This is a genomic window from Acinetobacter sp. YH01006, from assembly GCF_013420445.1.
GTDB lineage: Bacteria > Pseudomonadota > Gammaproteobacteria > Pseudomonadales > Moraxellaceae > Acinetobacter > Acinetobacter pseudolwoffii.
This window is the reverse complement of record NZ_VOYB01000022.1, coordinates 1-15698: the sequence shown is the minus strand read 5'-3', so window position 1 is coordinate 15698 and position 15698 is coordinate 1. Positions and strand designations below refer to the sequence as shown.

Here is a 15698-nt window from a genome sequence, read left to right as displayed (position 1 = left end):
TAATTGATCAAAAAATGTTCAATTTATTCATATTTAAATAGATGCTGAAAATACCCTCATCCTTCTGGGATGAGAAGCACTGCTTCGCAAGAGGATGAGGGTATTTTATTTATAATGATTAAAAAATGACTTATCAAAGAACGCTAGTATCTATTGATATGTATCTGGCTTGAAAACCGCAATATAGACCCGGTTACACAAATGATCATGCTTGACCCTTGAATGAAACGATCAAATGTTTGAGCATGATATTTTCTGGGTTATAAAAGTGATGGATCGCCATGATAGATGAAGAAAAGCCGTTAAACTTCGATGATGACAATGAGCCTCAAGATTTCGAAGATGAAGAGTTTATCGATGATAAGAAAGAGGATGAGCTGTACAACACGATTACCAAAGATGGTTCAAGTGTTGATCCTGCAGATGATGGCACGCGGCATATTCGCCCTGAAGATGGTGATCCCATAGAAGTTGAAGAGTAAAGAAAAAAGCCCAATTCAATATTGGGCTTTTTATGTTCGTGATTTTCTTTGTCATGAAGTACAGTGCTTTGGGTATACACCTGTAGAAGCAATGAATATCAGAATTTAAGCGTAATGGGCTGCAAAAAAGTTGTGAAATATGGCTGAAATTATGTTTCTGTTACATCCTTAAGAAAAATGAATGAAGCAATAAATCAGCGCTAAAATATAAAAAATCAATCAAATCAGATCATAATAAATTGAAAATCAATAAAGCCTTAATAAAATTAGGTGTATATTGAAAGTACAATTTCACTCATCAGAGTATGTTCGCATGGCGACTAAATTTATAATCCGTTTTGCAATGATTCTATTCGCTGTACTTATTTTGACTGCGCTTTCGATTCAATTTTTCTTTGATCCAGAAGTGACTGTGGTTTTATGGATCTTCGCTGTACCCTTTATTCTGGGGGTGCCAATTTTAGCCTCTGTCGTATTGGCAAGCAATGAGGAACTGGATATTCATAGCGTAAATTAAATTGAAAAAAGCCCTCATTTTTTGAGGGTTTTTTATGACATAAAGATGCTTAAATAGCCTAAGCTACTCAACTAGAGGCACTCAATCACTAATCTTTAAATGTGTCATTTAGTGCGCTTTGCACCGCTTCAATACGTGCCTTACAGGCTTTATAGGCGCTCATGGATTCTTCCACGATTTTCATCAGATTATCAATGTCCGGTTCTTGCTGAGATTCGAGCAATTCTGCATTCTTTTTCAGGATGTCATAGCCTTGCTGGAAGCTTAAAGTATCATGAGTCATGGGGAAGTACCTGTATAAGTTGTGCTGAAAAAATGCCATCCTGCAGTTCTACCTGAACCGGATCGCTGGGCTGAATCTGGTTGATAGAACCCACCACATGTTCTTGCTGACGTACGATGGCATAACCTTTCGATAAAACATGTCGTGGATTTTGCAATAGCGTTTCCCGCATCAGGGCATCTAGCTGCTGATTGATTAGTTGGGTATGTTGCTGAGCCAGACTGGAGGTATTGGCCTTGATCTGTTGCAGACGTTGCAGGGCATCCATAATCTGGCTGTTGGCCAGACTTTGAATGAGTTTTAAGAATTGATCATTCTGATTTTGGTAGGCCTGAATTTGCTGTTGAGATAAACGCTGAATCCGCTGTAAATAATTCAAGACATCTTGTGTGAGTTCGACTATATGATTGCGAATTCCGGCGATGACTTTACTCGGAGTATCAAAGGAGCGATGCGCAATCTCATCCAGAATGGTGCGGTCTTTTTCATGTCCGATGCCCACCCAAATCGGAACCGAGCGTTTACAGAGCAGGGCAGCCAGATCATAATCATTTAAATAAGCCAGATCATTGACTGCTCCGCCACCCCGAATAATGACGATCAAATCTGGCGCAGTGTCATAGGTTTGCGCCCATTGTTTCAGTGCTTGTGCCAGACTCTGCATAATGCTTTGCGGGGCAGAATTTCCCTGAAAAGTCGCAGTGTGATAGATAAACTCGCAAACTTGCGCACGATGTAGTGCATCGGCATCTTTTCTGAAATCTCCGAGACCTGCTGCGTTTTCGGGAGCAATCACCAGAATCCGGTTCAAATCAAAAGGACTGGGCAGGTTTTATTACGCTGAGTCAGCCCTTCAGTGCTTAGCCTGTCAATAATCTGCTGATAACGCCGGGCAATATCACCCAAGGTATAACCCGAGTCAATCTCAACGATATTTAAAGAAAAACCATATTGTGGATCAAAATTGGCTTTGACTTTAATCAGAACTTTGAGATCACGACTTAATTCAATCCCGCTTTCACGTTCAAATTGAGTGACAATTTTCTGGGCGCTAAATTTCCAGATGGTGGCTCGGCAACTGGCAATGACCTGATCGCTATCAGCCTCTTTTTCTGCCAGTTCCAGATAATAATGACCTGCTTTGATACTAAGGTTACGAATCTCAGCTTTGACCCATACCGGCGTATCGAAAGTGAGTTTGACCACTTCCTGAACTGTCGCAAGATATTCCTTGAGGGAGAGTTGGAGATCGTCTGTCATGCCAGTAGAAAGTTTAAAATTCAATCAAATAGTAAATCAATCTGGCAAAGATCACAAATCTAAAAATGCAGTTATTTAAACTTTATGTAATGACATTGTGTTGATAATGGAATGAAGAATTACTTAATTGAGAACGCTAAATTAGTATTCGTCTCAATTTAAACAGATTCCACGCATCTCTAGCTTCAGCAATCAAATAGTTGGCAAGATAGCAATACTGAATTTAGCAATACTGAATTTAGCAATACTTTTATTCTTAAACTTTATTGAAGGTGTTTGATTAACAATGTACACAGACTTGTGCCTAGAAAAGGTATGGAAATATGCTAAATTAGTGCAGAATTATTGAAGAAGAATACACGCTCATGAAAAAAACAATGCTGTTCGGTTTGCTGGCGGTTGCTTTAAGCGCCTGTACCACTACACCACAATCAGAAACGGAAGCGCCTAAAATAGGTATGCCAAATCCGGCGAGCACTTATTGTGTCAATCAGGGTGGCAAGCTTGAAATACGTAATGAAAGTAATGGCCAGGTTGGATATTGTCATTTAAAGAATGGACAGGTGGTAGAAGAATGGGAGTTGCTGCATATGAACCAGCCTAAATGTATTGCCGATCAGGCGATGACATTGGTTGGTCAGTCCAACCTGACTGAAGCGCAAATCAAACAGAAAACCCAGGCGCAGATTGTACGTATGGTCGAGCCGGGCCAAGCAGTCACCATGGATTATCGTGAAGAGCGTGTGACAGTAACTGTAGATCCTGCCAGCAAAAAAATTCTTCAGGCTTCATGCGGTTAATCATTTAAAAAACAAAAGCCCATGAGTGGGCTTTTTTAATTCCATACAACTCGCATTTTGAAATGACAAATCTTCCCCGATCTTTTATATTGCCCCTCGGAAGGAGAAATTCATGAAAAAGTTATTGGCTTTATCGTTTATGCTGGCGCTGGCCGGTTGTGCCGAGAAGAAACCCTTAACCCCTGAAGAGCAGTGGCAAGGTTATTGTCGAAGCGTCGGTAATGCGGCGCGTACCATTATGCTGGATCGTCAGAATGCGATTGAGAAAGAAAAAGCAATCGAGCATGCCAACAAGATCGACGACGAAACCACTAAAGGTTTTATCCTGAATATTATTGATGAAGTCTATGCAATTCCAGCCGAAGAGATTAAGGGTGATGTAAAAGCAGCACGTGAAAAAGTCCGTGCTGAATTTACTGCAAAGTGTATTGCGACACCGCATGATGAATTACCAGATTACAAACCGTTCTAAGGAACGGTTTTTTTATATCTGGATAAAATTATCCAACCCATATTTCCCATTAAATGTATTTAAACATACGCATCTTCAAAAGACTGAATAATAAAATAGCCTAAGCAAAATGTACACTTTGTGACAATTTCTAAATCTAAAATATAGAAATACTTATCTTTATATTGAATAATGAATTTAACTCCAACTAACCGAGGAGGAGCGCAATATGGAAGTCGTCAGATATTTGCATCATTCTGATCTGCTCTTAGAAGATGAACATGGTGTAGTCATTATTGCTGGTAGTCGCTATGTCCTGAGCGTAGGCGACAAAGTATTTTTAAAGAAGGTGCTAGAACAAGAAAAAAAGCTGTATCAGGTGGATATTTCCTTTGCCAGCAATAATCACAGCACGATGTGTGAAGATGAATGCGTGGTGAAATTCAAAGGCTGCCGGGATTCATATCAGCAATATTTAAACTCGACCACTGTACACTAAGGTGGAGTATCTTTTTAACTTCAAATCAGGCAACATCATGGTTGCCTTTTTTATGCATTAAATTCAGTTAAAAGGGCCTGCTCATAGGCTTGTTTCTTGAGATCTGATCTAAAAGTGATTATTGAATAATCATTAAGAGCATCATTTAGTTATAAAATAACGAGCATCACAAAGAAACACTTGAGTTGCATTAACTTTTAACTGGAAATTTAGTAAAATTTCGGAGTCCATATTATTTGTGAAGCTTGGAATAAGCAGGAATTCATAAGTAATTTTTTAAAAAAGAGGAATAACACTGTGCTAGAAGCTTACCGCCAACACGTTGAAGAACGTGCCGCACTCGGAGTCCCACCGAAGCCACTTGACGATGCCCAAACCGCTGCATTAGTTGAACTACTAGTTAACCCGCCAGCTGGTGAAGAAGCATACTTGGTAGATTTGCTTGAAAACCGTGTACCAGCAGGTGTTGACCAAGCTGCATATGTAAAAGCTGCGTTCCTGGCTGCATTGGCAAAAGGCGAAGCAACCTCTCCACTTATTTCTAAAGAACGTGCGGTTTACTTGCTAGGTACTATGCTTGGTGGTTATAACGTAGCGCCTTTAGTTGAACTTTTAGACAACGCTGAACTTTCTGAGCTTGCTGCTGAAGCGCTTAAGAAAACGCTTCTTGTATTTGATGCATTCCACGATGTCGCTGATAAAGCAAAAGCGGGTAACGCAAATGCACAAGCTGTTATGCAGTCTTGGGCTGATGCTGAATGGTTTACTTCACGTCCAGACGTTCCTGAAGAAATCAAACTGACAGTTTTCAAAGTCACTGGCGAAACCAACACTGATGACTTGTCACCTGCACAAGACGCTTGGAGCCGCCCGGACATTCCATTGCACGCAAATGCAATGTTGAAAAACGTACGTGACGGAATCAACCCGGAAGTTCCTGGTGAAGTTGGTCCATTAAACCAAATCAAAGAATTGATCGCGAAAGGCAACCAAGTTGCTTACGTAGGTGACGTTGTTGGTACAGGTTCATCTCGTAAATCTGCAACCAACTCTGTGCTTTGGTTCTTTGGTGATGACATTGCTCACATCCCGAACAAAAAAGACGGTGGTTACTGCCTAGGTTCTAAAATTGCGCCAATTTTCTTCAACACGATGGAAGATGCGGGTGCATTACCGATCGAGATCGATGTTGGCAACATGAACATGGGCGATGAAATCGTTCTTAAAATCGATCACGCTGCTGCGAAAGTTTCTGCATCTAAAGACGGTGCTGTAATTGCTGAAGCTGATCTTAAAACACCTGTACTTCTAGACGAAGTTCGTGCGGGCGGTCGTATTAACCTGATCGTTGGTCGTGGTTTGACCACTAAGGCTCGTGAAGCTTTAGGTCTTCCAGTATCTACATTGTTCCGTACTCCGGTTCAACCTGCTGCAACTGGCAAAGGCTTCACTCAAGCACAGAAAATGGTTGGTCGCGCTTGTGGTCTTCCTGAAGGTCAAGGTGTACTTCCAGGTACTTACTGTGAACCTAAGATGACCACAGTTGGTTCGCAAGATACAACAGGTCCAATGACGCGTGACGAATTGAAAGACTTGGCTTGCCTAGGTTTCTCTGCTGACCTTGTTATGCAATCTTTCTGTCATACCGCTGCGTATCCAAAGCCAGTTGACGTTCAAATGCAACACTCGCTTCCTGATTTCATCATGAACCGTGGTGGTGTGTCTTTACGTCCAGGTGACGGTATTATCCACTCTTGGTTAAACCGTATGCTTCTTCCGGATACTGTGGGTACTGGTGGTGACTCGCATACTCGTTTCCCAATCGGTATTTCGTTCCCGGCGGGTTCTGGTCTAGTAGCTTTTGCTGCAGCAACTGGTGTTATGCCACTTGATATGCCTGAATCTGTACTTGTGAAGTTCAAAGGTAAAATGCAGCCTGGTATCACACTACGTGACCTGGTACATGCAATTCCTTACTACGCAATTCAAGCGGGTGACTTAACTGTAGAGAAGAAAGGTAAGAAAAACATCTTCTCTGGTCGTATCCTTGAGATCGATTTGACAGAAATGGAAACTGACCTGACTGTTGAGCAAGCATTCGAATTGTCTGATGCTTCTGCTGAACGTTCAGCTGCTGGTTGTTCGATCACGCTTTCTGAAGAGAAAGTTGCTGAATACCTTCGTTCAAACATCACTATGCTTAAGTGGATGATTTCTGAAGGTTATGGCGATGCGCGTACAATGGCTCGTCGTGTTGAGAACATGGAAAAATGGTTAGCGAATCCATCACTGCTTAAAGCGGATGCGGATGCTGAATACACGAAAGTGTATGAAATCGATCTAGCTGACATTAAAGAACCTGTTCTTTGCTGCCCGAACGATCCAGATGATGCAAAACTTCTTTCTGACGTTCAAGGCGTGAAAATTGACGAAGTATTCGTTGGTTCTTGTATGACAAACATTGGTCACTTCCGTGCGACTGGTAAATTGTTAGAGAAAGTTCCAGGTGGTGCATTGTCAACTCGTTTGTGGATTGCTCCGCCAACGCGTATGGACGAACATCAGTTGATGGAAGAAGGTTTCTATAATATTTATGGTAAAGCTGGCGCGCGTACTGAAATGCCAGGTTGTTCATTATGTATGGGTAACCAGGCACGTGTAGCTCCGAACACAACTTGTGTATCGACGTCTACACGTAACTTCCCGAACCGTTTAGGTCAGGGGGCTAACGTTTACTTGGCTTCTGCTGAACTTGCATCTGTTGCTGCTGTATTGGGTAAATTACCAACTCCAGAAGAATACCAACAATATGCAGCTCAAATTGACAGTATGTCAGCTGACATCTATCAATACTTAAGCTTCGACAAGATGAGCGAATATACTAACGCTGCTGCGAATGTTGATACGAAGAAAATTGCTGCTGCTCAATTGACTTAATGAGCTAGGATTAAGAAAAGCCGAAAGGCTTTTCCCTAGCGCAAGAGCAAATCTATGATTTGCTTTGTTAATTAAGTAATAAGCGGTATAAAATAAGGGCTGATTTTTCAGCCCTTATTTTTTTTATGAAAATAAGAAATTAAAATTAGAACTCAAAAATTAGGTATGGAAAATAATAGAGAATTTTTTAAATATGATGAGGCCTTAGAGTCATTAATAAATAAAAAATTAATACGTGATATTGGTAATAAGGGGGAAATATTTGAATTGACACAGAAAGGGTGGGAGTTGACATCTAATTTAAATTTTGCAGCATGAAATTCTGTATCTTTTCACAACTTCAGAATTAAATTTTTGAGTATGTCCAATATTGAAAAACTTTTATTGGTAATGCTTTACACTTTATCCAATAAATCGTTTAATCCCCACATTGAAAAATGATTTAGCAAGTTGACCTAAAACATGCCTAAACAATCCCGATTCCTCTGTATTGGTGGTTTCCTTAATGGAACTCAAGTCAAAGACCAAGGTGATAGCTTTGAGTGTGTCGAAAACTCAAAGAAAGTCACTTATGTGAAGAAAGAAATTTTACATCCAGATGCTTGGAATCATGATTATTACGTCTGTGAAAGCACCACAGATCAGCAAGCGCGCAACTGGGTTTATGATATTCCATCACGTTAATTGCGTCTATTCAGGCTATAAATTAAACAATTATTAGAAACAATAACTTGCATTACATTTCTGTGATTGATTTTTCATCTCTCTTTCCCAAAACTGTATGAAAATAAAGCCAATAGGGAATGTTATGACTTATGAAATAGATGCCTTTGGCACTCTAGTAATTGCTGTTTTTTTTCTTTTTATTGGGCGGTATCTTGTTAGTAAAATTAGCTTCTTTAGGAACTATAACTTACCTGAACCTGTAATCGGTGGTTTAGTCGCAGCGATTACGGCCTTTATTTTCTATAAATTGTTTAATATCAGTGCCACATTTGACGCACAGATTCAAACCATCCTGATGCTGATGTTCTTTACTTCTGTTGGCTTAAGTGCAGACTTTTTGAAACTGAAAGAAGGCGGAAAATCGCTCCTGATCTTTCTGGTCTGTGTCATTTTATTTGTAGTCGTGCAAAATGCGGTTGGTATGAGTTTAGCCACAGTGCTTGGACTTGACCCATTGATCGGGTTGATTGTTGGTTCTGTCACCTTAACGGGTGGTCATGGTACCGCCGGTGCCTGGGGCGAGGTTCTGGAGACTCAATATGGAATCCAGGGAGCAGTTGTTCTCGGTATGGCAAGTGCCACATTTGGCTTGATTATTGGTGGACTTGTAGGCGGTCCAGTTGCCAAGTTCCTGATTAAACGCAACCAACTGGCTGATACGGTAGCACAAGAGACCAATGAACAACAGCTCGAATCGCACATTAACACCGCACCCTTTGAGTATCCAAAGAAAACCCGATTGATTACATCCAGTAATGCCGTGTCGACTTTGGGGATGTTTGCCCTGTGTATTTTTGTCGCCAATCAGATGACAGACTTCAGCCAGGGAAGATGGTTTGAATTGCCCACTTTTGTATGGGCTTTAGGCACAGGTGTGATTGTGCGTAATGTCTTGGAGCATGTGCTGAAAGTCGATATCTTCGACCGTGCAATCGATGTATTTGGCAATGCGTCTTTATCCCTGTATTTATCTATGGCTTTACTATCACTGCAACTCTGGTTACTGGCCGATTTGGCAGGTCCGCTCATTACCATTTTATTGGCGCAGACAGCGGTATTGATTTTATTTACCGCAATTGTGACCTTTAGAATCATGGGCAAAAATTACGATGCAGCAGTATTAGTGGCAGGGCATTGTGGTTTTGGTATGGGGGCAACACCGACAGCGATTGCCAATATTCAGGCGGTGACCAATAGCTATGGTCCATCACATAAAGCTTTTTTAATTGTACCGCTGTGTGGTGCATTTTTTATTGATATTGTGAATGCTGTGGTGATCCAAAGCATCATTGCATTTTTCGGCTAAATGTTAATACGTTTTTAAAATCATACATGCAATAAAAAGCCCCATGGTTAGGGGCTAGTCGTATATAGGTCAAGCCCATATACTGTAAGAGGCTCATCTCAAACTGAGTGTATTAGAACATAGCAGCTTGCAAATAACCATCTAAATCTGATTTAAACCGTCAATTGTTGTTCAATCACCGGCCATAAGTTTTGATGTGATTTTTTAAACATCAGCATATGGCCAATGGCTTTATGCGCATATCTTTTAGGTTGAAGCTCAATCATCTGAGTGTCTGCATTGGGGTATAAACGCAGTAAATCTTTTACATTTGCTTCTGTTGCAATTTCATCATCCGATGACCAGATCGAAATAATCGGGCAGGTGATTTGAGCATGAAAATCTGAGCGTGGTAATAGGGTTTTACCCATTGCATTCATGACATAGCCCGGTTTGCTACAGAACTGTGCCCATTCACGCGCCACATCTTTAGGCAGATTTTCGCCCATGCCAATCGCTTGAGTTGGAGCATATCCTTTGCTCATACGGGCCAGTGGGAAAATGAGATTGAACATGACCGGCGCCAGCAGTTTGGTTTTACCTTTAAGTCCTTTGACATGTCCGGTTGAGCCAGCAACAGCCACCACTTTTGCAACTTTGTCATAATTCGGTACGATCCCCAGAAGCTGACCACCAGCACTATGCCCCAGCAAAATCACTTTTTCTGCATGAGTACGTGCTAATAAAGCATCAATCGCGGCGGGAATATCCAGTTGACCCCATTGCACAATGCTGGCTTTGGACTGTTTTAAAGGGCCTGCGAGTGACTCACCAATTCCCCGAAAGTCAAAGACCAGTACCGCATAGCCCTGAGCTTGCAACCAGATGCAGAAATGATGATAAAACTGTTGGGTAATACCTGTGGCAGGACAGACCAATACCGGACGTTTTTCAGATTCTGAAGAAGCCGCATAAAAGCGTGCACTTAAGTGATAGCCATCCTGGCACTGTAGAGTTAATGTTTCAAATTCAGACATACGATACACTATGATTTTAGCTTCCTGATGAAGCTTTAACTTTATACAGTTTTTGAAGGGATGCTTGCGCAAAGCATGACTTAAAAGTCAGTAAAATAATAGATATGGAATGAGCTTATGCTATCAATGGAACTTGCACTGGCCGTTAAAATCGCCATTATTTTTAGTGGAATATTCTTGTGGATTGGGATGTTTACCGGGGTCTGGAAGTATTGGCAGATCCGTCAATCACCACAGTCACGCGCACATTATTATGTCGATATTGCCCATCGTAGCAGTCTGCTATATGCACCAGCGACGCTAATTCTGGCAGTTCTGGCATATTATTCCGATTTATCCAGTGCCATGAATTTGATCTGCGTACTGGTGAATATCGTATTTTTTAGTTTTTCGATTGCAGCTTATATGCTGCATGGTTTCCTGCAAGATACCACCAATCAGTTTAAGCAACCGCATCAACTGGGTCGGTTTCATCTACCTGGCAGTCTGATGAGCTTGGCAATGCTGGGATTAATTATTGCAGAACTTGGAGGAACGGGGATTTTACTCTATGGCGCATTTGGTGGGCTATTTTAATTATTCTTAAAAGTAATATTTTGGTTTTTTTACCAGATGGATGACTGGCCACATCATCCATCTGGGCTAATTTAAAATTTGATTATCGGTATTTCTGGTCTATGGCAGCCCATAGGAAGAAAGCAGCTGAGACGATCAGCGCATAACCAAAGTATTCAAGTTTTAAATTACCTTGAATTAAGCAATGGACGGTTAAAGTCAGCATAAGTGCAAAAGTGGTGCATATAAATGTCACCAGATTGGTGTCGTTGGCTTTAAGAGCGTCAATGAAGACTTGCTTGTTGAAATGTAATGATAACATCTCCATCCCTCCCATTTATTTATGTTATTGAAGACTAAAGCAGATTAAGTTAGTCAGAATTGAACATACAGTTGTACTGTTTAATATCAGCCTTTGCAACCATCGGGCTGCACTTTCAGGGTCAAAATGGCCTTCTTTAGTCGTAAAAATACATAATCAATTGATTAGTAAAGCATTATATATTCAGATTACACCTCCATATCGTCATGAAAACAATAGCTAGCAATTGTTTGATGTGAGCAGATAGAAAATGCAAATTCTACGCCAAAGATATGTAGTGTTAATCAATAGAATGTAAGACTGTGTATAAGTCAGGGGGCAAGATGGTTTAAGTCAGCAACAACATGTATCTAAAAGCTAAAATTCAAAAAATTATTTATATTTATATTAAAAATAGGATCATTCGAGCCTAATTATGAATCACACTTTCTGGAAAAAGCACGAGTAAATAGACACACAGCGATGATTTGATATTGTCTGTAAGAAACAATAAAAGTCCGTTTGGGTAAAACCTGACAATTATTGATCACGCTAAAACCGGATTTTGGGTAAAAATACGATCTTTATCAGACAGCCTAGAAAGATTAGTTTCTAATACGGTCAATCACAGCTGCAATTAGCAATACAATCATGGATGGAATAAACCAGGCCAGATTCTGTTCTGAGAGCGGCAAATTTTGTAGTACGGCAGGCAATTCAAAACCAGCAACTTTTATTCCATCAAAAATACCGAAGATAAATGCCACTAGCGTCACTGGTGCAATCACATGAGACGGTTTTTTGAAGAAGCTAGCGCAGAAGCTCAATAAAATCACATTAATTGCAGGTGGATAAATCGCGCTCAATACGGGCACCGAAACGGCAATCAGTTTGGTTAAACCCAGATTTGAAATAATCAGTGAGAAACCGACCAGAATAAATACAAAAATCTTGTATGGAATTTTAGTCAAACTGGAGAAATATTCGGCACAGGCGCAGGTCAGGCCAATCGCAGTCACCATACAGGCAATAAAAATCATGCCAGACAGGAAATAAGCACCCATATCACCAAAGGCATGTTGTACATAGGCATGCAGGATAATGGCACCATTGGCTGCATTCGGTGCAATTTCGTGGCTACCGAGTCCGAGTTTAAACAGACTTAAATACACCAGTGTTAAACCAATACCGGAAATAATGCCGGCATTCACCGCATATTTGGTAATCAGTTTTTTATCGGTTACACCACGTGAAGTAATCGCTTTCACAATCACGATCCCGAAAACCAAAGCACCTAAAGTGTCCATGGTCAAATAACCATTGACGATGCCTTCAGTCACCGGACTGGTAACGTAATTATTGATCGCTGCCGGTGGATTGCTGGCAGGAATCATTACGGCTGCCACACCCAAAATGATCAAAGAAATAATTTTAAGCGGTGACAGGAAATAGCCAACTGTATCCAGAATCTTGTTTGGATATAAAGACACCACAGTGACTATAGAAAAATAGATGATGCTGTACATGAGCAGGCTGCTCGATTCATCACCAAAGTAAGAAGAAAAACCAATTTCATAAGAAACGGTTGCAGTACGCGGTGTTGCAAATAAAGGGCCAACAGCTAAGTAACACACCACAGTCAGTAAAATACTGGCTGCTTTACCAAGTGGGGAACTGAGTGCCTGAATGGAGCCTTCAACGCGCGACAACGCAATAATGGTAATTACAGGTAAGCCGACTGCAGTAATAAGGAAACCTAAAGCAGCGAGCCATACATGTTCACCAGCTTGTTGAGCCACAATCGGGGGGAAGATAATGTTGCCCGCACCAATAAACAGTGCAAAGGTCATAAAACCTAGGGCGACAATATCCCGGGTACGCAGACTTGTCATAAAGGGAGATCAATCGACCAAAAGAAAGCGATTTTAGTGTATATGTCCAATTTTTTGGAGTTTATTTTAAGGCTGGAAGCCTTGATTCTAGTGAGTTTGCGGATCACATAACCGGTCATTCAAATCTTGGTAGAAATATATGTTTGATAATTCGCTTAAAAATATATTTTTCCTTATAAGCTCAAAAAATATCTGCACTTGATATCAAAATATGTCAGTTATTGTTTGTACAAATAAGCAGCAGTGAAAAGTCCTATTTCAAGGAAAATTGCTGTGCCGAAACTCAACAACTGCGACATATTTCGCAAAAAAGGGATTATAATTCAGGGATTCATAGTGAGGATAGGTATATGCGAGCTCTAGCGATAAGTCTTAAAACTGAGCAAGATGTTGAAAAACTGCGGATATCTGGGCGTTTGGCCGCAGAAGTTTTAGCGATGATCGGGGAGCATGTCAAGCCAGGTGTCACGACCGAATATCTGGATGATCTCTGTCATGATTTTATTATCAATACTCTAAAAGTAACACCGGCCAATATTGGCTATTATGGTTATACCAAGACCACCTGCATTTCGCCGAATGAAGTAGTCTGTCACGGTATTCCATCCTCAAAAACCGTGTTGCAGGATGGTGATATTATCAATATTGATGTGGCGATCATCAAAGATGGTTATTTCGGTGATACCAGCCGGATGTATTATGTGGGAACGCCATCTCCAGAAGCCAGACGTCTGGTCAATACCACCTATGCAGCGATGCTGGCCGGGATTCATGCAGTGAAGCCGGGAGCTACCTTAGGCGATATTGGTTATGCAATTCAAACCGTTGCACAGCGTGAAGGCTATTCGATTGTGCGTGAGTATTGCGGTCATGGCATCGGCAAGGTTTATCACGAACAACCGAATATTCTGCATTATGGACAGCCGGGTCAAGGCATCAAGCTGGTGCCGGGTATGGTCTTTACCATTGAGCCGATGGTAAATATGGGTAAAGCTCGTGTCAAAGAACTAAAAGATGGCTGGACTGTGGTTACCACGGATAAATCGTGGTCTGCACAATGGGAACATATGGTTTATGTGACCGAAACCGGATTTGAATTACTCTCTCCATGGCCTGAAGGCACGGGTGATTATCCGGAAATTTAAAATTTTGACGGGATTTCTGTTAAAAACTTTTGACTTGCCAAATTTACACGTTCATCGTTTTTGCTGACAAAAATATACAAAACACTACAGCAAAACAATGGTTTGAAAATAGAAGTCTGGTTAGACTGAGAATCAGTTACAAAGTTTTCTTTTTTATTCACTGTGCTGTAGTGACCTGTTTCTCTAGCTCATTTTTCCCCAAGAATGAGCTATTTTTTTGTCCATATTTTTATTAGCTATGGTTTAATTCTGCGACCAGATAGTCAATAAATACCCGGACTGCAGGCAGCAGACCGCGACGTGAGGGATAAACCGCATGAAAAATACCATGCGGTGCTTTCCAGTCAGGAAGCACTCGAACCAGTTCACCACTTGCCACGTACTGCTCGACCACGTTATCTGGTAACAAAGTGATGCCTGAGCCTGACGCGGCCAGTTGTGCCAGCATATTTAAATCAGACCCCATGACCGTTGGACTGACACGGATTTTTTTCTGTTCCTGCTGTTCATTTTGTAAGGTCAGAAACTGTTCGGTATGGTCTTCAGCCATACTCAGGATTTTATGCTCAGCCAGTTGCTCAGGGGTTTTCAGTTCACCAAATTCATTTAAGTAACCTTGACTTGCGAATAAGTGCTGCTCAATTTTTTCAAACTGGCGAATCACCAGATTTGGGTCATCATCCAGGCTGGAACGAACACGTAAGGCAAGATCAAAGCCTTCATTGATAATATCGACCCGGCGATTGGTGATCATCATCTGAACTTTAATTTCAGGATATTTTTTCAAAAAATCTGGCAGAATTTTTGCCAGTTCATTCTGGGCAATAGACACTGGTAAACTGACTTTAATGGTTCCACGCGGTTCGGTACTAAGATGATCGACCAGATCATGTGCTGCCTGTGCTGCATTTAACATGACCTGTGCATGGCGGTAAACGTTCATGCCAATATCGGTAACCGCAAAATGACGCGAGCTGCGTTGAATCAGGCGGACACCTAGACGTTCTTCCAAGTTATGGACACGACGGCTAAGCTTGGATTTAGGGATGTCTGTTGCACGTTCAGCTGCGCTAAAGCCGCCATGTTCCACCACCTGTGCAAAGCAGTAAAAATCATCAAGATCAGTCAGCATTCCAAAATTCCATTTATGCAACAATCTGCTGATTAAAAATTGATTGTTGCGTTCTGTCAATTAAAAAAATATTGAAGTTACTAAAATTTAAAAGCCAACACACTCGATAATGTGATACATAGGCGCTTATTTATAATGTCTGTAATCTCATTACACCACAGCTAAGTGGTGATTCATTAAAAAAATTGCCATTCAATATATAAGCTTAGATAATAAATAAGTTTCGTATTAGTCGTCGATGTAAAGTTCAATCAGTTTGAATAATTATGCTAGGGCGTGTCATCAATTAAGCCAAATGATTGTTGAAGCCAGGTAGATCGCTGATAAGAAGTTTTGAGCCAATTTATCATAGCGTGTGGCAATAGCACGATACTGCTTGAGCTTGGCAAAAAAGTT

The 15698-nt window shown here is 41.0% G+C and carries 16 protein-coding genes and 1 pseudogene; 10 read left to right on the top strand and 7 right to left on the bottom strand.

The genetic code is table 11. The features are described from left to right. Nucleotides 1–281 precede the first annotated feature (281 nt). Complete coding sequence (locus FTT73_RS13870) at nt 282–482, top strand: hypothetical protein (RefSeq protein ID WP_180191585.1); 201 nt, start codon at nt 282–284, stop codon at nt 480–482. A gap of 313 nt (nt 483–795) precedes the next feature. Further along, nucleotides 796–999 carry a hypothetical protein gene (locus FTT73_RS13865; protein ID WP_005097198.1) on the top strand — a complete coding sequence of 68 codons (204 nt, stop codon included), beginning with the start codon at nt 796–798 and terminating at the stop codon, nt 997–999. Between the two features lie 88 nt (nt 1000–1087). Here FTT73_RS13865 and xseB read toward each other — a convergent pair whose 3' ends face one another. Together xseB and xseA are read right to left on the bottom strand one after the other, a co-directional pair. Next, nucleotides 1088–1282, bottom strand: coding sequence for an exodeoxyribonuclease VII small subunit (gene xseB / locus FTT73_RS13860; RefSeq protein ID WP_180191584.1), 195 nt, complete (start codon nt 1280–1282; stop codon nt 1088–1090). Further along, a pseudogene (gene xseA / locus FTT73_RS13855) lies at nt 1272–2542 on the bottom strand (exodeoxyribonuclease VII large subunit). Before xseA ends, xseB begins: the two are co-directional and overlap by 11 nt. Before the next feature lie 365 nt (nt 2543–2907). Here xseA and FTT73_RS13850 point away from each other — a divergent pair. The 6 genes from FTT73_RS13850 to gltS all read left to right on the top strand — a co-directional run bounded on the left by FTT73_RS13850 (nt 2908) and on the right by gltS (nt 9261). Next, nucleotides 2908–3342, top strand: a complete 435-nt coding sequence (locus FTT73_RS13850) for an I78 family peptidase inhibitor (RefSeq protein ID WP_005170565.1) — start codon at nt 2908–2910, stop codon at nt 3340–3342. 112 nt (nt 3343–3454) lie between these two features. Then, nucleotides 3455–3814: a hypothetical protein gene (locus FTT73_RS13845; protein WP_004278748.1), complete on the top strand. Its 360-nt coding sequence runs from the start codon at nt 3455–3457 to the stop codon at nt 3812–3814. 208 nt (nt 3815–4022) lie between these two features. Next, nucleotides 4023–4292 (top strand): hypothetical protein, encoded by a 270-nt coding sequence (locus FTT73_RS13840; protein ID WP_180191583.1) that lies wholly within the window; start codon nt 4023–4025, stop codon nt 4290–4292. A gap of 297 nt (nt 4293–4589) precedes the next feature. Then, a complete protein-coding gene (locus tag FTT73_RS13835; RefSeq protein WP_074383209.1) occupies nt 4590–7229 on the top strand; it encodes a bifunctional aconitate hydratase 2/2-methylisocitrate dehydratase in 2640 nt (879 codons plus the stop codon). 462 nt (nt 7230–7691) lie between these two features. Further along, the gene (locus FTT73_RS13830) at nt 7692–7913 is read left to right on the top strand and encodes a hypothetical protein (RefSeq protein ID WP_159138305.1); all 222 of its coding nucleotides are present in this window, start codon (nt 7692–7694) and stop codon (nt 7911–7913) included. A 124-nt stretch (nt 7914–8037) separates the two neighbouring features. After that, nucleotides 8038–9261, top strand: coding sequence for a sodium/glutamate symporter (gene gltS, locus FTT73_RS13825; protein WP_100357037.1), 1224 nt, complete (start codon nt 8038–8040; stop codon nt 9259–9261). A 152-nt stretch (nt 9262–9413) separates the two neighbouring features. Here gltS and FTT73_RS13820 read toward each other — a convergent pair whose 3' ends face one another. Then, complete coding sequence (locus FTT73_RS13820; protein ID WP_100355333.1) at nt 9414–10277, bottom strand: alpha/beta fold hydrolase; 864 nt, start codon at nt 10275–10277, stop codon at nt 9414–9416. 117 nt (nt 10278–10394) lie between these two features. Here FTT73_RS13820 and FTT73_RS13815 point away from each other — a divergent pair, with 117 nt between their 5' ends. Then, complete coding sequence (locus FTT73_RS13815; RefSeq protein WP_005097113.1) at nt 10395–10853, top strand: hypothetical protein; 459 nt, start codon at nt 10395–10397, stop codon at nt 10851–10853. Between the two features lie 82 nt (nt 10854–10935). Here the strand turns inward: FTT73_RS13815 and FTT73_RS13810 are convergent, their stop codons facing one another. Beyond that, entirely contained in the window at nt 10936–11154 is a 219-nt protein-coding gene (locus FTT73_RS13810) for a hypothetical protein (RefSeq protein WP_005097112.1), read from the bottom strand. Between the two features lie 584 nt (nt 11155–11738). Beyond that, nucleotides 11739–13025 (bottom strand): branched-chain amino acid transport system II carrier protein, encoded by a 1287-nt coding sequence (gene brnQ / locus FTT73_RS13805; protein ID WP_100355332.1) that lies wholly within the window; start codon nt 13023–13025, stop codon nt 11739–11741. A 350-nt stretch (nt 13026–13375) separates the two neighbouring features. Here brnQ and map point away from each other — a divergent pair, with 350 nt between their 5' ends. Further along, nucleotides 13376–14170, top strand: a complete 795-nt coding sequence (gene map / locus FTT73_RS13800) for a type I methionyl aminopeptidase (RefSeq protein ID WP_180191582.1) — start codon at nt 13376–13378, stop codon at nt 14168–14170. Nucleotides 14171–14402: 232 nt separating this feature from the next. Here the strand turns inward: map and FTT73_RS13795 are convergent, their stop codons facing one another. Both FTT73_RS13795 and FTT73_RS13790 read right to left on the bottom strand, forming a co-directional pair. Beyond that, on the bottom strand, nt 14403–15302 hold the full coding sequence (locus FTT73_RS13795) for a LysR family transcriptional regulator (RefSeq protein ID WP_180191581.1): 900 nt from the start codon (nt 15300–15302) through the stop codon (nt 14403–14405). 282 nt (nt 15303–15584) lie between these two features. Then, on the bottom strand, nt 15585–15698 hold a 114-nt coding region (locus tag FTT73_RS13790), incomplete at its 5' end, for a transposase (RefSeq protein WP_180050720.1).